Raw genomic sequence first — 24,426 nt, 5'->3', positions numbered from 1 at the left:
CGCGGCGGAACTATGCAGGGGATAGGAACAATTTGTCCTGCTAGCGGTTTCTATTTCTGTAAACATCCCTTCGTTAACGAAATGTAACCATCGTTCAAAACGGATCGTTTAAAATGATGAAGGCGCGTTTAAATAGATTCGGGAAAGACAGGAGCTAATTATCATCATGGCGAATTCCAGAAGGACTCGACGTTATAAATGGCTGGCCGCCTTGCTGATCCTCGTCGTCGCAGGCGGAGCGCTGGGCTATTACAACCGCGGAGCGTTGGCGATGTGGGGATTCGATACGTTCCTGAAGGACAACGTGGAGAAGAGGCTGGAGAACTCCTACAAGCCGCTCGAAGGTCGCAAACCCCCCGTGACAACGACGACGACGTCATACAAGAAGGAGCAGCCGTTCTCCCTGCTGCTGCTGGGCGTCGATCAGCGCGGTAAAGAAATCGGCCGCTCCGACACCATGATTTATACGATCGTCAGACCGATCGACGGCGCAATCCTGATGCTTTCCATTCCTCGCGATACGTATGTCGATATCGTGGGCAAGACGACGAAATCGGGCAGGAAGTGGGAAGATAAAATTACCCATGCGTTTGCGTTCGGCGGAGCCAAAATGTCGGTCGAAACGGTCGAGAAGTTGTTTGGCGCTCCGGTAAACCATTATGCTACAATAAACTTCAAGGGCTTTCGGGATGTCATAGACGCCATGGGCGGAATTTCGCTTCCCATTACCAAAGACCTTGTCAACGACGATCCCGATCACGAGAAGTTCGTCGTCAAGGCCGGTAAGGATGTCTACAATGGCACAGAGGCTCTTAACTACGTTCGTTACCGGGAGGATGCCGGCGGCGATACAAGCCGCGCAGGACGCCACCAGGTGTTTCTGAACGCGATCATGAACAAAGCGTCAAGCGTCGGGCAGTGGACGAAAATTCCGCAGATGATGGACATTATGGGCGATAACTTCAGCACGGACTTAACGCCGGCGCATATGATCGACCTTGCGAAGAGCATGCTGCAGGGCAGCGATCGCACGATTTACAGCCATACGCTGAAAGGAAGCGGTCATCGCAAAGTCGCACGCGGCGCTTGGTATTATTTTGCGGACGAAGAAGACTTGGCGAGGACCAAAGCTCTGATCGCGGCCTGGCTGAATCCGGCCAAAACGAAAACGCAGCTGCCGCTTCCGGAGGAGTACCAGAACAAAATTCGGAAACCGGTGCAGTCGTTGTCGGCAAACCCGGCGAAAGGAACCGCGAAGAAATAACGGCAATCGGAATTGCCCAATGCTCTTTCTGCACGTGGAAAAGAAGAAGGAAGGTGGGCAACAAACGCATGAATATCGCATTTTTCTTATTACCGAAGCAAGAAGTGGTCTGGTTGACGATGGATGCGACGCTCCGGCAGACGCTGGAGAAGATGGAGCATCACCGCTATACGGCCGTGCCGATCCTGGATCATGCCGGCGGTTATGCCGGAACGTTGACCGAAGGCGATCTGCTCTGGCATATGAAGAACAATCCGCAGTTGAACTTCGAGCAAACGAATAAAGTGAAGCTCTCCGACGTGCATATGCGCCTGACCAATAAAGCCGTGCAGATCGACGCCAACATGGAGGACCTCCTCTCCCTGGCGAAGGTACAGAATTTCGTGCCCGTCGTCGATGACATGAACCGGTTTATCGGCATCGTACGCCGAAGCGATATTATCGATTATTGCGAAGCACTCATCGTAAAAAAAATGAATGCCAACAAAGAAATGGCTGCCGGGTAAGCAATCATCGTTCGCCCTGGCGGCGATCGCAGCACGTGCAGGAAACGCCGTCCTCGGGAAGAGGGCGGCGTTTTGCTTCGGCGGCGCGGGCAGGAAAGCCGGCCAGGCCAAGCTCGCTTCCGGTGCCCGGGTAGGGCGGTTCTGTTTTCCCGTACTTGTTTTATGATATAATGGGGAGTAAAGCTTAGGCTGCGCACTAGTATCTGGAGCAAGAGGTGAACGGTTTGAAAACCGGTGTAAAATCGATTCTTTGGAGCGCTGCCGCACTGCTGCTGCTGCTCGCCATCGCCGTACCGCTCGTGAACGTGCTTGTTTCAGCCGTCATGATGGTGCCGATGGTCATCCTGTATGCGACGTTGTCAAGGCGGGCATTTTCCTTGCACGTGGCGGTCGTATACGCAATCGGCGCCGTTGTTCTGGGGCCGGCTGCTTTAATCGTAGGCTTATTTTTCTTGATTCCGTCCGTGGTCCTCGGGCATATGTACCGCAAGGGCGTACCGGCGCGCAAAGCGCTGACCGCTGTCGTATTGACGCTGCTGGGCATCTCGCTGCTTGAGCTCGTGCTTGCCGATGCTTGGTTCGATTTCTCGCTCATCCATGAAATCCGCAGCGTGATTACGAATACGATCGACAGTTTGGACAGCGAGGGACTCATGCCGGGCACATGGACGGCAGAAGTGACGGAGTCGTACATTCAGAACTTGGTCCATTCCATCCCGATGGCGCTCATTGCCGTATCGTTCCTGTTTACGGTCATCGCGCATGCCGTCGCGGCGCCGATTCTCCGCAGATCGGGCATAACCGTCTCCAAGCTGCAGCAGCCCCGCAAATGGATGCTGCCGCGCATTTTCGTCCTGTACTATTTAATCGTTCTTCTCGCGGATCTGGCGACGCCGAATGAAGGAACCTCCTTCATGACGGTCACGCTCCACAACCTGGTCCCGCTGATGCAGCTGGCGTTCTCCATTCAGGCGATGGGATTTTTCTTCTTTATTGCGCATGAACGGAGATGGAACAAGGCAATTCCGGTGATTTTATCCGTAATTGTCGCGATTTTTCCGCCGTTTAGCCTGATCGGCGTGCTGGATGCGGCATTCCCGATCCGAAGAGCGTTTAAGAAATCGTGACACAGGGGCGGAATCGAACATGCCGAAGTTTTTGATTAAACGATGGCACGGGATGCACCATTTATGGGCATTCGTGCTGATGTTATTGATGACGATCACGCTGGCGACGTACGATTGGAAGCTGGGGGTGCTGGGGCTGGTGCTGTCCGGCGCCATCGGTTTCTATTCGGTCATGGCCGAGCGGGCGTTTCGCCGGGATTTGAAAATGTACCTCGGCACGCTGTCCTACCGCGTGAAGAAAGCAGGAAACGAGGTCATCAGCGATTTGCCGTTCGGGATCATCCTCTATAACGAGGATAAAACCATCGAATGGCATAACGCGTTCATCACGAACATGCTGGAGCGGGAATCCGTGGTAGGCGAGTCGCTGAACGATTTGTTCCCGACTTTGTCCCAAGCGAAGGAACGCGAAGGCACGATGGAGGCATCGATCGGGAACGCGATCTATGAGCTGATGTTCCGCTTCGACGAACGCCTGCTCTACGTGCGCGACATCACGAAGCAGTGGCAGCTGGCCAAGCGGTACGAGGAAGAGAAAATGGCGATCGGAATCGTCATGATGGATAACCTCGAAGAGGTCACGCAGGGCATGGACGACCAGCAGCGGAGCACGCTGATGTCCAGGGCCACGGCGGAGATCACGGAGTGGGCAAGCAAGTTCCACGTGTATCTGAAGCGGCTCACCTCGGACCGTTACCTGGTCATTACCGATCAGCGGACGCTCAAGCAGCTGGAGCTGTCGCGGTTCGTGCTGCTGGACGAGGTGCGGGAGATCATCGCGGAGAACAAGATCCCGATGACGCTCAGCATCGGCTTCGCGGCCGGCGCGGAAAGCATCGTGGAGCTCGGCCATTGGGCGCAGACGAGCCTGGATTACGCGCTCGGCCGGGGCGGGGACCAGGCGGCGGTCAAGGTCGGGCAGCGCCAATCGTTCTACGGCGGGAAGTCCAACGCCGTGGAGAAACGGACCCGCGTGCGGGCCCGCGTCGTGGCGCACGCGCTGCGCGATCTGATGCGCGACAGCGACCGCGTGGTTATCATGGGGCATAAGATGCCGGACATGGATTCGATCGGAGCGGCGATCGGGGTGCTCAAAGCGGCGCTGCTGTTCAACAAGGAAGCGTATATCGTGTTGGAAGGCGTCAATCCGGCCATTCAGAAGATGATGGAAATGCTGCGGGAAGACGAGCGCATCGCCAAACGCTTCATCACGCCGGAACAGGCGCTCGGCATCGTGGACGGCAAGACGCTTGCCGTCGTCGTCGATACGCACAAGGCGTCGATGGTAAAGGAACCGCGGATTCTCTCCCTGACGGACAAGATCGTCGTCGTGGATCATCACCGCCGCGGCGAGGAATTCATCACGAATGCGATTCTGGTGTATATGGAGCCGTATGCGTCCTCCACCTGCGAGTTGGTCACGGAGCTGCTGCAATATATCCACGACCGGGTGCTGCTGGACGTGAAGGAAGCGACGGCGCTGCTCGCGGGCATTACGGTGGATACGAAGAGCTTCTCGCTGCGCACGGGTTCCCGAACCTTCGAGGCGGCATCGTTCCTGCGCCGCAACGGCGCGGATTCCACGCTCATTCAGCGGATGCTGAAGGAGGATCTGGCGGAATACATCAAGAAGGCGGAAATGATCAAGCTCGCCGAGATCGTGTACGATCATGTCGCGATCGCGGTCACGGAGCAAGGACGCCAGTATTCGCAGCTGCTGATCGCGCAGACGGCGGATACGCTGCTCAACATGACGGACGTGCTGGCGTCGTTCGTTATCGGGGAACGTCCGGACGGCCTGATCGGCATCAGCGCGAGGTCGTTAGGCCATATGAACGTGCAGGTGGTCATGGAGCGCATGGGCGGCGGCGGTCATCTGACCAACGCGGCTGCCCAGCTCGAAGGCACCGTAGCGGAAGTCGCGCAGCGCCTCAAGCAGGTGCTGCAAGAAATCGATAAGGAAGAGGGGTTATTCGAATGAAGGTCATTTTCCTGCAAGACGTGAAGGGGCAAGGCAAGAAGGGCGAGGTTAAAGAAGTATCGGAAGGGTACGTGCGCAATTTCCTGTTTCCGAAGAACCTGGCGAAGCCGGCATCGGACGGCAACTTGAAGACGCTCGACGCGCAAAATGCGGCCGAGAAACGAAAGAAAGAGCAAGAGAAAGCGGATGCGCAAGCACTCGCCGCGCGTTTGGAAGCGATGAAGGTCGTCGTGAAAACGAAAGCCGGCGAAGGCGGACGCCTGTTCGGCGCCATCACCACCAAGCAAATCGCGGAATCGCTCGAAGCGCTGGGCGTGAAGATCGATAAACGCAAAATCGAACTCGAGGAACCGATCCGGACGCTCGGCGTCACGCAGGTGTTGGTGAAGCTGCATCCCGAAGTGAAAGCGAAGCTGAGCGTGCATGCAACGGAAGAATAATGGGAGAGAGGGAGCGCGGGAAGGCATGAGTGACGAGCTGACGATGTTCGACCGCGTTCCGCCGCAGAATATGGAAGCGGAGCAGGCGGTCCTTGGGGCGGTCCTGTTGCAGACGGAAGCGCTCATTACGACGATGGAGCGGCTGCGGAGCGAGGACTTTTACCTGCCGTCGCATCAATTGATCTATAACGCGATGGTCGAGCTCGGCGAAGCCAACCAGCCCATCGATCTGGTTACCTTGACCTCGTACCTGCAGGACCGTCAGCAGTTGGAGGAGATCGGCGGCGTCAGCTACCTGGCGAAGCTGGGCAATGCGGTGCCGACGGCGGCGAACGTGGACTACTACGCGCAGATGGTGGAAGAGAAGTCCATGCTCCGCCGCCTCATTCGGACGGCGACGAATATCGTGTCCGACGGCTACGCGGCCGCGGACGATATCGGCCTCATGCTGAGCGACGCGGAAGCGCGCATCATGGAGCTGTCCAACCGCCGTTCCAGCAGCGGCTTCATCTCGATCCGCGACGTGCTGATGGAAGTCTTCGAGCGGGTCGAGCACCTGTATTCCAACAAAGGCGGCTCGACGGGCATTCCGTCCGGCTTCACGGACTTGGACAAAATGACGTCGGGCTTCCAGCGGAACGACTTGATTATCGTGGCGGCGCGTCCATCCGTAGGGAAGACGGCATTCGCCCTGAACATCGCCCAGAACGTCGGCGTACGCGCCCGCGAGACGGTCGCAATCTTCAGTCTCGAGATGTCCGCCGCCCAGCTGGTGCAGCGGATGATCTGCGCGGAATCGAACGTCGACGCCGGCCGGATGCGGACGGGGTATTTGGAAGGCGACGATTGGGAAAAGCTAACGATGGCGATCGGTTCGCTCTCCGAAGCGCAAATCTATATCGACGATACGCCGGGAATCACCGTCGCGGATATTCGGGCGAAGTGCCGCCGGCTGAAGAAAGAACGCGGCCTCGGCATGATCCTGATCGACTACCTGCAGCTGATCCAAGGCCGGGGCAAAGCCGGCGAGAACCGGCAGCAGGAAGTATCCGAGATCTCGCGTACGCTCAAGCAGATCGCGCGGGAGCTGGAAGTGCCGGTCATCGCGCTCTCCCAGCTGAGCCGGGGCGTCGAACAGCGGCAGGACAAGCGTCCGATGATGTCCGATCTTCGGGAATCCGGTTCCATCGAGCAAGATGCCGATATCGTCGCGTTTCTGTACCGGGACGATTACTACGACAAGGAATCGGAGAAGAAGAACATCATCGAGATCATCATCGCCAAACAGCGGAACGGGCCCGTGGGCACCGTCGAGCTGGCCTTCCTCAAAAACTTCAATAAATTCGTCGGACTGGATCGCTCCCATCAGGAATCGGCTTCTTAAAACAACGGGCGCTGCCAGCTGGCCGTCCAACTTCGACATTATATTTCTATTTCCGAACAATTGTAGGGGCAACCCTACAATTGTTCGCTTTTCGTTGACTTTAGCGGACTAAATTGCTACACTAATACTGCTGCCGGCCACAGGCAGTCATTTGTTGTGTTCGTTTGCGCTTCAAAACATGTAATGGGGGTATATCCATGTCAACGGTAGTCGTAGTCGGAACCCAATGGGGAGACGAAGGCAAAGGCAAAATCACCGATTTTCTGGCGGACGGCGCAGATGTTGTAGCCCGGTATCAAGGCGGCAACAACGCTGGCCACACCATCATGATCGGGAATAAGAAATATAAGCTTACCATGATCCCATCCGGCATTTTCAACGAGAACAAAGTGTGCGTCATCGGCAACGGCATGGTCATCAATCCATCCGCCCTCATCGACGAAATCAATTATATACATGACAACGGTTTCTCCACGGACAACCTGAAAATAAGCGACCGCGCGCATCTGATCATGCCGTATCACATCGAGCTGGACTGCTTGGAAGAAGAGCGCAAAGGCGATAACAAGATCGGCACGACCCGCAAGGGCATTGGCCCATGCTATATGGACAAAACGGCGCGCAACGGCATTCGCGTCGCCGATCTGCTGGACGCCGAGGAGTTCGAGACGAAGCTTCGCCGCCTTATGATCGAGAAGAACCAAGTCATCGAGCAAGTCTACGGCGGCAACAAGCTGGACGCGGATGAAATCCTCGGCCTGTACCTCGGCTATGCCGAGATCCTTCGTCCGTACGTGACGGACACGTCCGTCGTGCTGAACGACGCGATCGACAGCAATCAGCGCGTACTGTTCGAAGGCGCGCAGGGCGTCATGCTCGATATCGACCAAGGCACGTATCCGTACGTGACCTCGTCCAACCCGACGGCCGGCGGCGTGTGCATCGGTTCCGGCGTGGGGCCGTCCAAGATCCAGCAGGTCATCGGCGTGGCGAAAGCGTACACGACGCGCGTCGGCGACGGTCCGTTCCCGACGGAGCTGAACAACGAGACCGGCGACTGGATTCGCGAGCAGGGGCATGAATACGGAACGGTGACCGGCCGTCCGCGCCGCGTCGGCTGGTTCGACACCGTCGTCGTCCGCCATGCGCGCCGCGTCAGCGGCATCACGGGCCTGTCCCTCAATTCGCTCGACGTGCTGTCGGGCCTGGAGACGGTCAAGATCTGCACCGGCTACAAGCTGCGCGGCGAAGTCATCGAGCACTATCCGGCCAGCCTGAAGCTGATCTCGGAGTGCGAAGCGGTGTACGAGGAGCTTCCGGGCTGGAGCGAGGACATCTCGAACGCGAAGACGCTGGCGGACCTGCCGGAGAACACGCGCCGCTACGTGGAACGCGTCTCCGAACTGACGGGCATTCCGATCGCGATCTTCTCCGTCGGCCGCAACCGCGAGCAGACGAACCCGGTAGCCCCGATTTATATCTAGCAGCAACACATAGAGAGGATGGCGAGCGTTCGCCGTCCTCTTTCTTTTTTGCCCGGAACTTGAATGGTTCCGCCGTGCCGTGCCCATACTGGGAAGTATGGGCGAGATGCCCTTGCCAATCTAGCTGCCTAAGCTGATTGGTTTGCGTTTGCGTCCGCGAGACGCAAGTGCAGCATTCAGCTACTAAGAGGCAAAGGGTGATAGAGATGTGGAAGATAACGGGGAAGGTAGCGGCGGCCGTCGGGAAGCTCGTGGCAGCGGCGCTGTTGATCAGTTTTCTGTCGATATGGACGACCGGTTACGTCGTGAACAGTTACGTGGAGACGCTGCTCAAGCAGTTTCATATCCCGATGGAAGAGAAGCCGTTCGCGCTCAGCGGATTGTGGGGCGAGATGTGGGGCGCCGATCCGGAAGTGAAAGCGAACGCCGATTCGGACACGGCCGGCTCGAAGAGCTCGGACAATGCGTCGGCGGACAATGGCAAAACCGATGGCGGCAGCACGTCCGCGAACGGCAGTCAGGACGCGAACGGTTCGAATAAAGGCGCGGCGGACGGCAATTCGACAGGGAACGGCTCGGTCTCGGATAACGGAGATACGGCGAATTCGGATGAAACGGCAGGCAGTCCGAATTCGGACGCTTCCGGTCAAACGGGCGGGGATAACGACGGTTCGGTGGATGCATTCGGCGATACGGACGAGGGCGAGCTGAGCGATATCGGCGGGGGCACGGGACCGAAGGGTAACAGCGGAGCGGTCACCGGACAAGGCAGCGCCGGCACCGACGCGAGCGATGCTTCCAAGGACGGGGTCGCCATGTCGACGGACGAGATCAACGCGGCGAAGTCGCAGATCAGCGAAGCGGACAAAACGAAATTATTCGACGTCATGAAGAAGCTCCCGCAGGACGCGTGGCAGCAAATTTCCACGCTGATGGAGGGCGGGTTGACCGACGACGAGATGACGCAGGTGAACCAGCTGATGGCCCAGTATTTGGATCGGTCGGAGTACGATGAAATGACGGCTATTCTGAGCAAATATTAATCTCGCGTAAAAGGCCCTTCGGTTGAACCCGCATGCAGCGTTATGATACAGTAAAGAACGTGATTGACAATGTAGAATTTTTGTTGTCGGATCCGCTCAAAACAAGGTACCATAACGCGAAAAGGAGACGATCATGACCTTTTTTACGGACAAGGGTCGATTCCGAAAAGCATGGGATTCATTCCGGCAGACTTTTCGGCGCGTAAGCCCTCAACAGGAGAATCAGCAGCATTCCGATATAGAGAACGGTACCGTGCAGCGACTGCTGCGCAGAAAACCGATATTGCTTGCAGGGAGCGCGCTCGTCGTGCTCGCGGTTGCCGGTTTCAGCAGCTCGCATTACGTGAAGGCGCATACCGTGGATTTCGTCGAGGTGTACCAGAACGGCAGTTTGATCGGCGAGGTAGGCTCCAAGCAGCAGGTGGCGGAGTTTATCAGTCAAACCCAGAAGAAGCTTGATGCGGACAACGCCGGCGTACATATGGTGCTTGACACGGGCAAGATCACATATGGGGTTAAAAGCGCTTACAAGGCGCAGCCGGATTCGGCGGCCACGCTGCAGAAGCTGGGCGGTCTATTCGACTCCCACGCGACGGGCGTCGAGTTGGTCGTGGACGGCAAGCGGGTAGGCATCGTGAAGGACAAGGCGACGGCGGACGCGCTGCTGGCTCGCGTGCAGGGCAAATACGCGCCGAAGACGAAATCGGCGAAGACGGAAGTCACCGCGCTCGCTTATTCGGCCGACGGCAGCGTGAAGTCGAAGACGGCGCTCAAATCGGTGAAATTCGTCGAGAAGATCGCGACGGACGACGCGCAGGTCGAGCCGCAGGACATCGCCGATCCGGAGCAGCTGTACCTGCAGATGATTAAAGGCACGGTCAAGCCGAAGTCCTACACGGTCAAAGAAGGCGACTGCGTCGGCTGCATCGCGCATGAATTCGGCATCTCGCCGCAGGTCATCTACGAGCGCAACAAATGGATCAAGGACGACATGATCAAAGTCGGCGACGTCATCGATTTGACCGTGCTGCAGCCGGAAGTCACGGTGGAGACGGTCGAGAACGTGACGGAGACGGAATCGATCGAACCGAAGACGGTCGTCCAGAAGAACAGCAACATGAAGTCGGGCGAGCAGAAGATCATCCGCGAGGGCAAGAGCGGCAAGAAGCAGCTCGTTTACCGGCTGGTCAAGCAAAACGGCTACCTGATGAGCGAGGAGCTGATCAGCGAAGCCGTGCTGGAGCCTTCCATTCCCGCGATCATCATGAAGGGCACGAAGGTGAACCTGAGCGAAGGCACCGGACAATTCGCCTGGCCGGTCACCGGGCATCGCCTGACCAGCTACTACGGCATGCGCTGGGGTGCGCTGCACCGCGGCGTCGACATGGTCGGCAATCATAATATCACGGCAGCGGACAACGGGGTCGTAACGTTCACGGGAACGCGCCCGGGGCTCGGCAACTGCATTATCATCGACCATAAGAACGGGTACGAGACATGGTACGGCCACTTGAGCAAGATCCTGGTCAAGAAAGGCGAGACCGTCAGCCAAGGCTCGAAGATCGGCATCATGGGCAACACCGGCCATTCCTTCGGCACGCATCTGCACTTCGAGGTCCATAAGAACGGCGAGCTGCAGAACCCGCTTAAATATCTATAATCTGGAATTGTTCCACATGAAACATCGTCCGGCCGCGAGGCTGCGGCGGTGTTTTTGCATCTAACCGGACAAAAGCGCCGAATTTGGGCAAATTCGCCGTTTTTCGCCTAAATCTCCCCTGATATGAGGGAAGTTTCATTGTGAACCAAGCATACTCCTATGGTAGAATAGAGGAAGATTGCTGAAGCGACAGGCGGTGTAGCGATGCACGGAAAAATATTAGTGGTCGACGACGAACAACCGATTGCGGATATCATAAAATTCAACCTCGAGAAGGAAGGCTATCAGGTGATCTGCGCCTTCGACGGGGGAGAAGCGGTACGGCTGGCTTTCGAGGAATTGCCGGATCTGATCCTGCTCGATTTGATGCTGCCCGTCAAGGACGGGATGGACGTGTGCCGCGAGGTGCGCACCCGGCTGCAGACGCCGATTATCATGCTGACGGCCAAAGACACGGAGCTGGACAAGGTGCTCGGCCTCGAGCTGGGCGCCGACGACTACGTGACCAAGCCGTTCGGCACGCGCGAGCTGCTGGCCAGGGTGAAAGCGCATTTGCGCCGCACGAAGAGCGAGCCGGCCGTCGCGTCGGTCCTCGGCGGCGCTTCGGATGCGCCGGTTCCGGCGGACAAGCAGGGGCTGGCGATCTTCAACCTGTTCATCGATACCGACATGTACGTGGTCTATAAGGATAACGAACCGCTCGACCTGACCCATCGCGAGTACGAGCTCGTGTATTACTTGGCGCGCAACAGCGGCAAGGTCATGACGCGCGAGCATCTGCTGCAGGCGGTATGGGGATTTGAATATTTCGGCGACGTGCGCACGGTGGACGTCACGATTCGGCGGCTGCGCGAGAAGATCGAGGACGATCCGAGCCGGCCGGAATACATTTTGACGCGGCGCGGACTAGGGTATCTCATGCGCAATCCGAAATCAGGCGGTTTCGGATTCGGATGAACGGGGGCATACGGTTCTTCCGCACGATCCAAGTCAAGCTGATCATCATCTACGTGCTGCTGATCCTGATCGCGATGCAGCTGATCGGCGTATACTTCATCAGCACGATGAAGACTTCGCTGACGTCGACATTCACGAACAACTTGAACGAGCAGGCGAATCTGATCGCTCAGATTGCGGGTCAAACGCTGTCCAATCAGCCGGAGAAGCCGGGCAATCCCGACGACCAGACGCGGGAAGAGTACCTTGGCGTGCTGGTCAGCAACCTGTTCAGCATCAACGAAGCGGAAATCCAGGTGATGGATGCAAGCGGTAAGGTACTGGCGACGTCGTCGCAGTCCCATGAGTCGTATATCGGCAAGAAGAATACGTCGCTCGCGGTCAGCCGCGCGCTTCAGGCTATTCGCGACAATGAAGAGGAAATCATCGACGAGGACGGGCAGCGCAAGAAAATCATTGCGCAGCCGGTCATTTATAGCGATAAAATCGTGGGCGCGGTCTATCTCGTCGCGTCCATGAAGGACCTGTACCGGACGGTTGACCGCATCAATCGGATCTTCATGTCCGGCATGCTGTTTGCGCTGGGGTTGACGGGGTTGCTCGGCATCCTGCTCGCGCATACGATCACGAATCCGATCAAGGCGCTGACGCGGCAGGCGGCCGGCGTGGCGGAAGGGCGCTTCGACCAGCAGGTGCCGGTGCTCGGCGACGACGAGATCGGGCGGCTCTCCGAAGTGTTCAACAACATGACGTCCCGGCTGCGCGACGCGCTGTCGGCCAACGAAGAGGAGAAGGAGAAGCTCGCCTCCATCCTGGCCAACATGAGCGACGGCGTCGTGGCGGCGGACGAGCGCGGGTACGTCATTATCAGCAACCGCAGGGCGCGGGAGATGCTGCGCCGGGACGATTGCGAGGGCATACGCCTGAGCGAGCTGTTCGGGATGGACGAAGCGCAGCTGACCGCGCTGCCGCAGGGAAGCGAACACCCGGCCGTAATCTATCATGTTCAGGCCGAGGGCGAAGACGATGAGCTGATGCGCGTGACGCTGACGCCGATCCATCGCCGGGAGCACGGTATATCGGGCACCATCGCGGTGCTGCAGGATATCACGGAGCAGGAGCGGCTCGAGCAGTCGCGGCGGGAGTTCGTCGCGAACGTCTCGCATGAGCTGCGCACGCCGCTCACGACGATCAAGAGCTATGCGGAAGCGCTCGACGAGGGCGCTATGGACGAGCGGGAGCTGGGCCAGCGGTTCGTCGGCGTCATCCGCAACGAGACGGAACGGATGATCCGGCTCGTGACGGATCTGCTGCATCTGTCGCGGCTCGATTCCAACCAGGCGCCGCTGCGCCGGCAGCAGACCAACATGCCCGAGATGCTGGAGGAAGTGGCGGACCGGTTCTCGTTCCAGATGCGGAAGAAATCGATCCGCGCGTCCGTCCGGGTGGAGGACGCGATCTCGACGGTATGGCTCGACCGCGATCAGATCGACCAGGTGCTGGACAATCTCGTGTCCAACGCGATCAAGTATACCTTGGACGGCGGACGCATCGAGATCGCTGCTCGGCGGCAGGAACCGTCTTCGATCGCGATCAGCGTGAAGGATACCGGGATCGGCATACCGAAGCGGGACCTTGGACGAATCTTCGACCGTTTCTACCGGGTGGACAAAGCCCGCTCGCGGAACATGGGCGGCACGGGCCTCGGACTTTCCATTGCCCGGGAAATCGTGAAAGCGCACGGCGGCACCATCGCGCTCGATTCCGAGCTCAACGAAGGCACGACGGTTACGGTCGTGTTGCCGCTGATCGCCGGGGGTGAGACGCCATGATGGATCGGACGAAGACGATGCTGCTCACGGCGCTCGTGATGCTTAGCCTCGTTCAGAGCTATCTGCTCGCGTACAGCATGCCGGGCCTCGGCGTGACGAAGACGCCGCAGCAGGATTACGTGCAGGCGGAGCCGATGGGCGACGAGGAGAAGGTGGAGAATGTCATCTTCCCCGAGGACATGGTGCTGCATTTGGGTAAATCAAAGCATACGGTGCTGTATCCGGCTTCGAATTTTTATAATTTGATATTCGATAAAATCAAAAGCCGCGAGTTCAAGGGCTTCCAGCGCAATACCGTGGCATCGGTCGACTGGGACGAGATTCGCGACGGCGATCAGGGGTTGGAGCTCCGGTTCGGGCGCGGGGTGCCGATGGAGCTGCTGAGCAAGGTGCTGAAGCTCGAAGGCGATGCGCCGTTCATGGACGACGTGGTGAACCGGATCTGGATCTACACGGGCACCGACGGCGAAGAGGTGCGGACGTACTTCTTCAGCGCCGACAATACGACGGTTTACGAGTCGGTGAAGGCCGACCTGACCGCGCAGGACGTGCAGATGTACGTCGGGTACGGGGAGTATCAGGTCAATTACAAACGGATCGGCGATGATTTGTATCTGCCGGAGGGGCCGATCGAGTCCGTGGCGTCCGTCGTGAGCTACGACAGTTATTCGCCGGAAACGATGCAAAGCTATCTGTTCTCCGATCCCGGCGTGACGCGGGCGATCAGCGACCGCAACGGCTCGCAGATCTACACCGACGGCAAACGCGGCCTGCAGGTGGAACAGAATGGACGCTGGCTCAGCTATACCGACCCGGTCGCGGTCCAAGGCCAGGGCGATAACGAGAGCCAGAACGTGTACGCGGCCGTCCAGTTCGTCAATCAACATGGCGGCTGGGACGGAATGCACCGGTTCGTGCATGTCGGCCTGCCCGGGGATGCGCAGGTATTGAAATTCCAGCAATATTACGGCTCGTTCCCGATCATGCCGATGGATCCGTTCCTGTTCGGCAGCATGAAGCTGCGGCTGCAGGAGGGCTTCGTCTCGGAATACGAGCGGTCCATGCTGACGCTCAAGAAGAAGCCGGATCAGCGCGGCGTGCGCTGGCTGCCGGGCGGCGACATGCTGGCGAATACGCTCTCGCACTATGCGCGCAAGGCGGACGTCGTCGCGGTGTATCCGGCGCTGCTGGCCACGCCGGCGGACGATAAGTCGATCGCGCTGAATCCGGTCTGGGCGGTGCGTCTGAGCGACGATACGCAGGCGATGCTGTTGGAGGCGATCCCGGGCGGCTATAAACCGCTGCCGGGCGAGCCGGGCGGCGCGCCGCTTACGAAGAAGGACGGCGATGAGACCGGCGGAAATGACAGCGGCACCAACAGCGTCACCGATAGCGGAAGCGCGGCGATGACGAACACGTATAGCACGGGTTCGGGCGAGCGGCAGTGAAGCGGATCGGCCGCAGGCGCTCATGCGCTTGGGCGGGCGGCCATTGCCGGTACGGCAGGTTGACGCTGCATCTTGACGGGACGGCAGCACAATCCGCAAGCAGCTCGCAGCATTTCTTGCGCTTCGCGCGAGGCGTGACGGTGCAGGATGGCTGTCAGCCAATGCGCAGGGACGCCGCAGCGGCACGGGCATGAGTTTGGCCGGAGTAGACGTTCAGCTGAAGGGGTTGTCGGAATGGACTGGAGCAGAGCGAAGAGTGTGCTGATTATCGCGTTCCTGCTGCTGAATCTCGTGCTTGGGTACCAGCTCTGGTCCAATATCCGGGAGGGGCGGGACACGAGCGCGGAGGTCAGCGATTTGCGTCCCGAGACGCAGAAGCTCATGAAGGACAAGGGCATCAAGCTCGATTCGAGCATCCCTTCGGAGACGCCGGAGCTGAAGGATCTGACCTTCCGCGTGAAGACGAAGCTGGGCGGCGGCGAACGGCAGGAGCTGAAGGCGCCCGTGGACAGCAAAATCGTCTTCAACGAGAAGGACCTGCAGAAGAGCCTGGGCGGCGTCATTCCGGACCTGGACAAGTATGCGTTCGGCGAGGACCGCGACAGCGAATTCGTGTTCTACCGCGTAGCCGATGGCCGGCCGATGTTCGACGTGAAGCTGGAGCTGTTTTATAGCAATTTGAAAATCATCGCGTACAAGCAGGACGTCATCGAGCTCCTGCCTTCGGAGAAGCCGACGCTGCAGTCCGTGCTGCCGGCCACGAAGGTGGTCACGAGCTTAATCGAGAACCAGCTGCATAACGGCGCGGTCATCAAGGAAATCAAGCTGGGCTATCACGGGCAGATTTTCAACTCGGATGTCCAAGTATCGGCGCCGACATGGCGCGTGCTGCTGGAGGATGGCGGACAGTATTACATGAATGCCATCAGCGGAGAAGTCGTAACGGAATAAGCGGCATTGCGGGGCAAGCTGTTCGGCTGGTGTGGGACCGGCGGACTGCGAGCGGGGAAAGGACAGGTTTGGGGAAGCTATGGGACTTCGATTTACGGTATTGGGAAGCGGTTCGACGGGGAATGCGACGATCGTGCAGGGGCAGGATGCCACCGTGCTGGTCGACGCGGGCTTGAGCGTCAAGCGGATCGAGGAGCTGATGCGGGAACAAGGCATTGCCGGGCATCAGATCGACGCGGTCGTGGTGACGCACGAGCATTCCGATCATATTAAGGGGCTGGGCGCGTTCGCCCGCAAATTCAATGTTCCCATCTACGCCAACGAGGCGACCTGGGGCGCGCTCGAGCGGCATGTCGGGCAGCTCGGCACCGAGCAGCGCGTCGTGATCGAGACGGGCGAGTCCGTGAATTTCGGCACGCTGCGCACGACCTCGTACGCGATCTCGCACGACGCGGCGGAGCCGGTCGGCTACGTGTTCGAGGAGGACGGGCTGAAGCTGAGCCTCGCCACCGATCTCGGGTACGTGAGCGATAAAGTCCGGCGGATGATCGAAGATTCCGACGTGCTGGTGCTGGAGTCGAATCATGACGTGAACATGCTGCGCATGGGGCGGTATCCGTGGAACATCAAGCGGCGGATCCTGAGCGATGTCGGGCATTTGTCGAACGAAGCGGCGGGGGAAGCGCTGTGCCAGCTGATGACCGACCGCACGAAGCGGGTTTATCTGGCGCATCTAAGCCTCGATCATAACCTGATTGATTTGGCGCGGATGACGGTGAATGAAGTATTGGAGAGCAACGGCTTCTTCTTCAAGCGCGACGAGCATCCGCTGCGCGAGACGTACCATGACCGGCCTACGGCATGGGATGAAGTGAGGCGGAAATAAGCTCGTCCAGCTCGGAGTCGAGCGCGCGGATCTTGAGCTCCAACTCTTCCGGGGCGATGAGGCCTTTGTCGATGAGCAACTCGGTCACGGCGCTGATCGTCAGCAGGGTGCGGTAATGGTCTTCCTTGAGATCGGCCAGCTTGGCTGCGAGATTGAGCTGCTCGAGCGCTGCGGAAGCTTTGTGCGGCATGGGCGTTCCTCCTTCGGGGGATGGGTGTGGGGCGGTTCTTCCTATGGGTAGAACCGAACGAGGATGACACTCGTTAACGGTTCTTCCTCTCTATTACCATTGTAGTCTAATCTACCGATATCATTCCTAGATTCGTAAAAAAATGATCTTGATGTCCCCGGGCGTCGAGAGGAGCGATTATAGATGAGCTTATTCGATGATGATTTCTACTCGACGCGGGTCTCGCGGCGCGCGCGGGTAACGTTCCAGGCGAGGAAGGACGCGCCTTTCAAGCGCCGGGGCCTTCGCTGGACGCCGGTAAAGCTCGCGCTGACCTCCTCGGTCGTCGGTGCGGCGGCGGCCGTGCTGCTGTTTGGCGTCTTCGCGGGCTTCGACCGCGGCGAGCGTTCGGTCAGCGCGGTGGCCGGGGTCACCCAGGTGGGCATGAGCGACAATAACAACCCGCTTGAGAAGACGATTACCGCCGCGGCGAAGGTTCGGCCGGCCGTCGTGAGCATTATTAACGAGCAGGCGATTCCGGAGGGCGCCGCTGGGAGCGGCAAGTCCGGTTCGGATGCGCCGGGTGCCGATGGCGGCGACGGTTCGGGGTTGGAACAGGCGGCGCTGGGATCCGGTTTTATCTTCGAGATCGTGAAGGGCAAGGCGCATATTCTGACCAACAACCACGTCATCGCGGACGCGGCGGCGGTGAAAGCGGTCATGAGCAACGGCGACACGCGGGACGCGAAGATCATCGGCGCGGACGAGATCACGGATCTGGCGGTGCTGGAAATGGATGCGAGGGGCATCGACGCGGTGGCGAAGTTCGGGGATTCCGACGACCTGCGCGCGGGCCAATGGGTCATGGCGATCGGCAATCCGCTCGGCCTCAGCGATTCGCTGTCCATGGGGATCGTCAGCAAGACGAAACGGATCATTCCGGTCTCGCTCAGCCAGGACGGCAACTACGACTGGGAGCAGGAAGTCATCCAGATCGACGCGTCGATCAACCAAGGCAACAGCGGCGGTCCGCTGATCGATCTCGACGGCAACGTCGTCGGCATCAACAGCATGAAGATCGCGGATTACGGCGTGGAAGGCGTGGGCTTCGCAATCCCGTCCCACCAGGCGGTGCCGATCGTGGAGAGCTTGCTGAAGTACGGCAAAGTGAAACGGCCATACTTAGGTGTGTACACGATGGATCTGGGGCAGTATTTGGCCCAGGCTGCGGCATCCGAGGACGACAGCGTCGGCAGCGCGCCAAGCGATGGCGGCGGCGACGGGAGCGGCGATCAATCGGGCAGCGATAGCGGCGGATCGACGGATAACGGAGGCGGACCGGAGGCGGAAGCTCCCGGAGCGGGCGCCGAGGACGCGCTGCCGGGCAAGGGCGACGAGGATAGCATCACCGTGCCGCGCGCCGATCTGAAGCTGCCGGATGACGTGCATGCGGGCGTGATCGTGCTGCAGGCGGTCGGACCGGCGCTGGAGGCGGGGCTCGCGCTCAACGACGTGATCGTGAAGCTGGACAATCAACCGATCAGCAGCACGCTGGAGCTGCGCAAGTACCTGTACGGGAAGAAGCGCATCGGCGACAGCATCGAAGTGACCTTCTACCGCGACGGGAAGAAGCAGACGACGTCGTTTAAGCTGGCGGAGAAGACGGAAGACTAAGCAGCAATGGCCTCGCAAGACGGATCAGCCCGTGCAGCGCCCGGAAGCGGGACCTGCGTTTGACGGGCTGATTTTCTTTTGCGTACAATGGAACTACGACGATTGAACCTGACGCTTGGAGGAAACGGAAGTTATGTATTGTGTATGCAAAGAGCATGTGGAGCTGGCGATCGATAAATTCGTGGACGAGTACGAGGACGCGCCGGATATCGTGGATCTTGTGAAGACGAAGTTCGCGGAGTGGGAAGCGCCGGCGACCTGCGAGATGGGCGATTGCGCGAATATCGCGGAATACTTGGTGGTGTAGGGATGCACATTCAAATCGCCGCCGTCGGGAAGCTGAAGGAGAAATACCTCGTGCTCGGGATCGCCGAATACGCGAAGCGCTTGGGCCCGTACGTGAAGCTCACGCTCACGGAGGTCGCGGACGAGCGGGCGCCCGAGACGATGAGCGCCGCCGAGGAAGCCCAGGTGCGCGAGCGCGAGGGCGAACGGCTGCTCGCGCAGCTCAAGCCGGACGCGCATGTCGTCGCGCTGGCGCTGGACGGGGAGCTCTGGTCGAGCGAGGACCTCGCCGCCCAGCTCGATTCATTAGCCACGTATGGGCGGAGCCACGTGGCTTTTGTCATTGGCGGGAGCACCGGTCTTGCGCCCGCCGTCTTGAAGCGCGCCCAGCAGCGGCTGAGCTTCGGGCGGATGACTTTGCCGCATCAGCTGATGCGGCTGGTGCTGCTGGAGCAGGTGTATCGGGCGGTGAAGATTAATCGGGGGGAACCTTATCATAAGTGACGGTTATTCGGCTTATTGCTTAATAGCCATCACAAACTCCACCAAGCCAAAACTAAGGAGGACGCCCAAAATGGCGTTCTCTTTTTATTTGTACTAAAACGGTGTAGTTGCTTGCGCTCCGATAGCGACAAACAATCACATCCTGCATATAGATCGGCAGCAATGTCGTTATGGTTTATCCTACGCCATCACTTTCCAACAAGGAGTAAAAGTTATCGCGGTCCTCATCATCGAATTTGCCAAGCGCCCGTACCCTGACGAATTCATGTCCGCCAAACATGTCGATTTCCTCGCCGTAACCATTGTAGAGCGCGAGCATAGTGCCGTCCCGATTCAGCTCCAGATACCCATAACAAGTTGCCTCGGGCACTTCGCCGTTGAAGAGCAAAAATCTGATTTTGTCCACGCTGTTCATGCAGATCCCCTTTCCTTATTACGCATCGCTCTGAAGATTATTTTACGTGATACCGGATGAATTGGAAAAAGCGCTATCGTGCTGCATACTCGCAAATTCATTCTTATGTAGAACGCATAAGGGGGATTCTCCGCTATGTCGCTCGTTCGCACTTTATCCCTTGACGGGATGCGATTTGGGCATTATGATAACGTGCCGGTTAATTCAGCAAGGTAAATCAATAAAAAAACGGTCATCCACGTTCAAACTCATCCGGTTGCTTGCTCCCAGAAAGCGCCTAAATTATCCGTTACAACCTCGATAACCTCTTCCACCATCGACTCCAGCGGGCGGGCTTGAACCTCCCTGCTCCACTGCAGGGCCGACCCGAATATGCCCCAACTGACCACAAGAGCCGTGGCTTCCAGCTTTTCTTGCGGGCCGCGCTGTTTAGGCCCGGATTGTAGCCATTGGAGCAGGAGACGATACAATTCCTTTTGCATGGCGTTCTCCAGCATCGGCTCGAATTGCTTGTCTCCCGGCGTGAGGTACTGTCGAAAACGCACCAGAAATTGAAAGACGGTCTGAACAAGGACATGCAGATTGTCCGGACTGAAGGCAGCATCCTCCGGCAGTCTCGTTCGAAGAATAAGTTGATACTTCTCTGTCATCCAATAAGCGAGAAAAGCGAATTTGTCTTCAAAATGGGCATAGAAGGTTGCGCGGTTGACGGCCGCTCGATTCGCAATGTCGTGAACGGAAATGGAATAGATGTTTCTTTTTTCGCCGAGCAGATCGTTAAAGGCTTGCATAAACAATTGTCGGGTTCTCTTTACACGGGGGTCGCTTGGATTTACCGGCATGCTGCACCACGCTTTCTTCGAATCTCAAAAAACAATCAAAACGGCGATTGTGTCGGGAACGCAACGAAATCGGCCTATTGTTGATTGTTGACCGGGCTCCGACCCTTTATCTTTTACTTATGCGATATATGGTTACACAAATCGGTATCGTTAGCAAACTTTTTACAGAGAAGAAAGGGTGAGGGTAACATGCTTATCGTTACGGGAGCGAATGGGAAGTTAGGCAGGGGCGTGGTCGAGCAGCTGCTTCAGCGCATCCCGGCCGAGCAGATTGGCGTCAGCGTTCGGGATGTGAGCCAGGCGCAGGATCTAGCGGAGCGCGGCGTACGTGTTCGACATGGCGATTTCGCTCACGCGGAGAGCTTGCTGCATGCTTTTGAAGGCGCGTCGCAGGTTCTCCTTGTTTCAACCGGTATGTTGGGAGATGCGGGGCTCCGTCAGCACCAAACCGCGATTAATGCAGCAAAGAAATCCGGCGCCGGACGGGTTCTATACACGAGTCATATGGGCTCTTCTTCGACGTCGTATTTTCCGCCTATGGTTCACCATGCGGCGACAGAAGACTTGCTAGAAGAGTCGGGTATGCGCCACACGTCTCTTCGCAACGGTTTTTACGCCTCCTCCTTGGTTAGATTAATAGGCGATGCCGTCCATACGGGCGAGTTGATTGCTCCCGAGGACGGTCCGATTGCCTGGACAACGCACGCGGATTTGGCCCAAGCGACTGCGGTGATCTTAAACGAGAAGAGCTGGGACGGTCCATCTCCGAATCTAACGGCCTCTGAAGCAATCGACATGGAGGGGGTTGCGGCGATGGTATCGGATATCGTCGGCCGGCCGATCTATCGAAAGGTCGTAACGGACGAAGCGTATCGGGCGCATCTGACTGCCCAAGGATTTCCGGAAATGCGCCTTGCAATCACCTTGGGTTTATTCCGTGCCAGCCGTAACGGGGACTTCGCGCAAACGAGCAACGCTTTAGCGGACCTGATCGGGCGATCTCCGTTGACGCTAAGAGACTACTTAAAAGAGTCTTTACCTCTATAGACGCGTTGTGAATGCTATTTCCGGTATATTCGTGTAATGAAAGGGCCATCCTGCATAGGGTGGCCCTGAATCTTGCCGTTACACATTTGGTGTTCACTAAACAGTATCATATTTTGATATATTTTATAGCTATGATAAACCTATCAAGTAAACAAACAAGGTGGAGGAATGAAGAATGTCCAATTTCGTTGATTTCAAAACTGTGTCTACGGTTGGTCTTGAATCTTCGCCGGTAGCGGAAGCACTAGCTGGTATGCGTGCGAATGAAGCCCGTTATTTCATGAACAAATACAAGCACGAATTTACGACCGTACCAGCCGGCGAAAGCCAGGAGACGCTTGATTACGTGAAACGGGTTTTGAAGGAAGAACGCGGACTTGAGTTTGCTGCCCGACCGCTGGAAACATCGCGTTTTCAAGTAGAGAATATCCAATGGGCCTTTGTTTTTTATGAGGACGGTTTGGCGATCAACGTCCTGTATACGGTGGATGATCCCAAGAAACGGGCCGTAGGGTTTAAGCTATCCGAGGGAATGGACGTCCCCAAGGAACTGGAAGAGAAGAAGTTCAAATTCGCAAGACAGAAATCCAAACTGGCAGGGACCATTCGAGGTACGTTCTTCGTCATTAAAGGGGAATATTGAAGCCATGAAGAGCCAGCGGCACAAAGAATTACATGGCCGTAAGGACAAGTTAACATAAACAATGGCGGCCGTGTGGAACTCGTAACAGAAATTGTCGTGAATAGGGAAGATCTCAAGCACGATTGAACCAAATCATTCTCCAAGAGAAGGCCATCCTTTGCGGGATGGCCTTTTGGTCCAAACCGGCGAGGGGGACTTTTGTCCGATCTGGATTGGAAAAAATAATAAAAAAGACTTATCATCTCTGTGTAATGGTGGTAAAATATGGTATTGTATTAACTGATTTGCCCGACTGTTATTGCTGGTGGGACAAGTTCAGTACCATACATAATGATTCATAAACTTTAGACAGGGACTGATGAATATGAAGCTACAACGATCGATCATTGGAGCGGTAGTGCTGCTGTTAATGTTAGTGTTCGAAGGAAACGCGCAGGCCGCTGCCAACGGAACTAACGGTAACGCTGCGACAACAGCACTGAAGCTCGTTGTCGACAATCGACTTTTGACGGAAGCGTCCTATGAAATCAATGGAATAACATGGGTACCCGTAGCTCCGATCGCGGCAGCACTTGGCGGTAAAGTGAAAAATGCGAATGGCAAGACGTACGTGCAATGGGGCGAGACGATCGTTACCCTGACGAACGGTTCCAAGAAAGCGACGATTAACGGGGCTGGCATTCTCCTTCCTCAGGTTCCAACAACGATGAAGGGCAGGCTGTACTTGCCATTCAAAGCAATCGGCGGCGTATTCGGCATCAATGCTGTGTACCACGCAGCAGATCGGAAAATGATCCTTACCACTTCGCACAAAGAAGCAATCCTCTATGGATACGCAGCAGATAAAAACGGGCAGCCTGTGCAGCAAGGGTCTATCACGTTCTTGAGCGATGAGGCGTCACCCACCAGATATACTGCCAAGATTACAAATGGATACTATCGTGTCGACGTACATGAAGGCATCTATTCGGCAGATGTATTGCAGAAGGATAATGCGCCCGCTATCACCGTCAATCTCTCGGGCTACACCGTTACTGTCAAGAAACAGGATCGCGTATTTCTGCTGGTTTCACAGCCTCAGCCTGATCTGACGATCAACGTACACTATGAGGATGGGAAGCCGGTAGAATCAGGTACTCTCGTGATATCGACCAGCGGTGGAGTAGCACAAGCCGCCATTTATCAAGGTCAAGCGGACTATTCCGTAGAAGAAAGCGGACAGCTCTTCTTTGATCGCATCACGATCGATCATGAGAATAACCGGCAATGGGATGTATATGCGATATACGATGCCGATCCGGAACGAGGACATGCGATCGTGGACGTTACCGTACATCCAGTGAATGTGCGGTTGCAGGTTAAGCAGAACGGCGCGCTGTTGAAAATGGAAGGCGCCATTATGATGGACGATCCGCATTTTGCCGGGAATGGCTTGCACGACTACAACCTGGTGAATGGAGAAGCTGCCTTGTATTTGCCGAAAGGGTCGTATGAATGGGTCGATTATTGGACCTTTCATGATATGAGCCTGCATGTTCAGGTTAGCAAGAAGTTTGAAGTGACGGACGATAAGGTGCCTACGATGGTTATCGCCGACATTCTCGGCAGCAAGGTCCAAGGCGTCCTCCAATCCAGCGAAGGGTCGCCCATGAAAGGCGGAATCTTATTTTTCTCCTTGAGCAGCGACCCTAATCATGCCGCTGTGGGTCTTGCAACGGTGGACTTTAGCAATGGAAAGTATGGAATTATTCTTCCTGACGGTACGTATTCCGTGACTTACGACGATTCAAATGGTCAAAAGCATGCCATCACGGATTCATATGTCGTGACGAATGGGATGGCTGTTTCGCCGAATCTCATCGCTAGCTAAGTTGGGAAAGCTAT

General features: G+C 57.2%; 23 protein-coding genes. 20 read left to right on the top strand and 3 right to left on the bottom strand.

Annotation, left to right across the window (positions count from 1 at the left end; translation table 11 throughout):
* Positions 1 to 166 precede the first annotated feature (166 nt).
* The 14 genes from AC50YL_RS30820 to AC50YL_RS30755 all read left to right on the top strand — a co-directional run bounded on the left by AC50YL_RS30820 (position 167) and on the right by AC50YL_RS30755 (position 16,963).
* Positions 167 to 1,264, top strand: coding sequence for an LCP family protein (locus AC50YL_RS30820; protein ID WP_494837104.1), 1,098 nt, complete (start codon positions 167 to 169; stop codon positions 1,262 to 1,264).
* A gap of 68 nt (positions 1,265 to 1,332) precedes the next feature.
* Positions 1,333 to 1,770 carry a CBS domain-containing protein gene (locus AC50YL_RS30815; protein WP_494837102.1) on the top strand — a complete coding sequence of 146 codons (438 nt, stop codon included), beginning with the start codon at positions 1,333 to 1,335 and terminating at the stop codon, positions 1,768 to 1,770.
* 224 nt (positions 1,771 to 1,994) lie between these two features.
* Positions 1,995 to 2,897 carry a DUF2232 domain-containing protein gene (locus AC50YL_RS30810; protein ID WP_494837100.1) on the top strand — a complete coding sequence of 301 codons (903 nt, stop codon included), beginning with the start codon at positions 1,995 to 1,997 and terminating at the stop codon, positions 2,895 to 2,897.
* Positions 2,898 to 2,916: 19 nt separating this feature from the next.
* Positions 2,917 to 4,878 (top strand): DHH family phosphoesterase, encoded by a 1,962-nt coding sequence (locus AC50YL_RS30805; RefSeq protein ID WP_494837098.1) that lies wholly within the window; start codon positions 2,917 to 2,919, stop codon positions 4,876 to 4,878.
* Positions 4,875 to 5,318: a 50S ribosomal protein L9 gene (gene rplI / locus AC50YL_RS30800; RefSeq protein WP_494837096.1), complete on the top strand. Its 444-nt coding sequence runs from the start codon at positions 4,875 to 4,877 to the stop codon at positions 5,316 to 5,318. Before AC50YL_RS30805 ends, rplI begins: the two co-directional genes overlap by 4 nt.
* Positions 5,319 to 5,343: 25 nt before the next feature.
* The gene (dnaB, locus tag AC50YL_RS30795) at positions 5,344 to 6,702 is read left to right on the top strand and encodes a replicative DNA helicase (protein ID WP_494837094.1); all 1,359 of its coding nucleotides are present in this window, start codon (positions 5,344 to 5,346) and stop codon (positions 6,700 to 6,702) included.
* 197 nt (positions 6,703 to 6,899) lie between these two features.
* Positions 6,900 to 8,186, top strand: coding sequence for an adenylosuccinate synthase (locus tag AC50YL_RS30790; RefSeq protein ID WP_494837092.1), 1,287 nt, complete (start codon positions 6,900 to 6,902; stop codon positions 8,184 to 8,186).
* 206 nt (positions 8,187 to 8,392) lie between these two features.
* Positions 8,393 to 9,229 (top strand): hypothetical protein, encoded by an 837-nt coding sequence (locus AC50YL_RS30785; protein WP_494837090.1) that lies wholly within the window; start codon positions 8,393 to 8,395, stop codon positions 9,227 to 9,229.
* 133 nt (positions 9,230 to 9,362) lie between these two features.
* Positions 9,363 to 10,889, top strand: coding sequence for a peptidoglycan DD-metalloendopeptidase family protein (locus AC50YL_RS30780; RefSeq protein WP_494837088.1), 1,527 nt, complete (start codon positions 9,363 to 9,365; stop codon positions 10,887 to 10,889).
* Positions 10,890 to 11,093: 204 nt separating this feature from the next.
* Positions 11,094 to 11,846, top strand: a complete 753-nt coding sequence (gene yycF, locus AC50YL_RS30775; protein WP_494837087.1) for a response regulator YycF — start codon at positions 11,094 to 11,096, stop codon at positions 11,844 to 11,846.
* A complete protein-coding gene (walK, locus tag AC50YL_RS30770; RefSeq protein WP_494837085.1) occupies positions 11,843 to 13,678 on the top strand; it encodes a cell wall metabolism sensor histidine kinase WalK in 1,836 nt (611 codons plus the stop codon). The genes yycF and walK overlap by 4 nt, the downstream gene beginning before the upstream one ends.
* A complete protein-coding gene (locus AC50YL_RS30765; RefSeq protein ID WP_494837083.1) occupies positions 13,675 to 15,126 on the top strand; it encodes a YycH family regulatory protein in 1,452 nt (483 codons plus the stop codon). Before walK ends, AC50YL_RS30765 begins: the two co-directional genes overlap by 4 nt.
* A gap of 234 nt (positions 15,127 to 15,360) precedes the next feature.
* On the top strand, positions 15,361 to 16,077 hold the full coding sequence (yycI, locus tag AC50YL_RS30760; protein ID WP_494837082.1) for a two-component system regulatory protein YycI: 717 nt from the start codon (positions 15,361 to 15,363) through the stop codon (positions 16,075 to 16,077).
* Positions 16,078 to 16,156: 79 nt separating this feature from the next.
* Positions 16,157 to 16,963, top strand: a complete 807-nt coding sequence (locus AC50YL_RS30755; protein WP_494837081.1) for an MBL fold metallo-hydrolase — start codon at positions 16,157 to 16,159, stop codon at positions 16,961 to 16,963.
* On the opposite strand, the gene AC50YL_RS30750 is transcribed toward AC50YL_RS30755, so the two are convergent.
* Positions 16,932 to 17,153: a hypothetical protein gene (locus tag AC50YL_RS30750; RefSeq protein ID WP_494837080.1), complete on the bottom strand. Its 222-nt coding sequence runs from the start codon at positions 17,151 to 17,153 to the stop codon at positions 16,932 to 16,934. The genes AC50YL_RS30755 and AC50YL_RS30750 overlap by 32 nt on opposite strands.
* 183 nt (positions 17,154 to 17,336) lie before the next feature.
* Between AC50YL_RS30750 and AC50YL_RS30745 the strand changes: the two genes are divergently transcribed.
* From AC50YL_RS30745 to rlmH, 3 genes are all read left to right on the top strand, one after another.
* Complete coding sequence (locus AC50YL_RS30745) at positions 17,337 to 18,806, top strand: S1C family serine protease (RefSeq protein WP_494837079.1); 1,470 nt, start codon at positions 17,337 to 17,339, stop codon at positions 18,804 to 18,806.
* 133 nt (positions 18,807 to 18,939) lie between these two features.
* On the top strand, positions 18,940 to 19,113 hold the full coding sequence (locus tag AC50YL_RS30740) for a CxxH/CxxC protein (protein ID WP_494837078.1): 174 nt from the start codon (positions 18,940 to 18,942) through the stop codon (positions 19,111 to 19,113).
* A gap of 2 nt (positions 19,114 to 19,115) precedes the next feature.
* Positions 19,116 to 19,595, top strand: coding sequence for a 23S rRNA (pseudouridine(1915)-N(3))-methyltransferase RlmH (gene rlmH, locus AC50YL_RS30735; protein WP_161743899.1), 480 nt, complete (start codon positions 19,116 to 19,118; stop codon positions 19,593 to 19,595).
* 175 nt (positions 19,596 to 19,770) lie between these two features.
* Here the strand turns inward: rlmH and AC50YL_RS30730 are convergent, their stop codons facing one another.
* Both AC50YL_RS30730 and AC50YL_RS30725 read right to left on the bottom strand, forming a co-directional pair.
* Positions 19,771 to 20,010, bottom strand: coding sequence for a hypothetical protein (locus AC50YL_RS30730; protein WP_494837076.1), 240 nt, complete (start codon positions 20,008 to 20,010; stop codon positions 19,771 to 19,773).
* Positions 20,011 to 20,258: 248 nt separating this feature from the next.
* Positions 20,259 to 20,801, bottom strand: a complete 543-nt coding sequence (locus AC50YL_RS30725; protein WP_494837161.1) for a TetR/AcrR family transcriptional regulator — start codon at positions 20,799 to 20,801, stop codon at positions 20,259 to 20,261.
* Positions 20,802 to 21,041: 240 nt separating this feature from the next.
* Between AC50YL_RS30725 and AC50YL_RS30720 the strand changes: the two genes are divergently transcribed.
* From AC50YL_RS30720 to AC50YL_RS30710, 3 genes are all read left to right on the top strand, one after another.
* Positions 21,042 to 21,899, top strand: a complete 858-nt coding sequence (locus tag AC50YL_RS30720) for an SDR family oxidoreductase (RefSeq protein WP_494837074.1) — start codon at positions 21,042 to 21,044, stop codon at positions 21,897 to 21,899.
* Positions 21,900 to 22,074: 175 nt separating this feature from the next.
* A complete protein-coding gene (locus AC50YL_RS30715; RefSeq protein ID WP_494837072.1) occupies positions 22,075 to 22,542 on the top strand; it encodes a DUF8821 family protein in 468 nt (155 codons plus the stop codon).
* A 364-nt stretch (positions 22,543 to 22,906) separates the two neighbouring features.
* Positions 22,907 to 24,412 carry a copper amine oxidase N-terminal domain-containing protein gene (locus AC50YL_RS30710; RefSeq protein WP_494837070.1) on the top strand — a complete coding sequence of 502 codons (1,506 nt, stop codon included), beginning with the start codon at positions 22,907 to 22,909 and terminating at the stop codon, positions 24,410 to 24,412.
* The last annotated feature ends 14 nt before the right edge of the window (positions 24,413 to 24,426 follow it).

It is taken from the genome of Paenibacillus sp. J22P277 (genome assembly GCF_059383675.1).
Note: the sequence above shows the minus strand (reverse complement) of the source record. Positions and strands in the feature narration are given on the sequence as shown.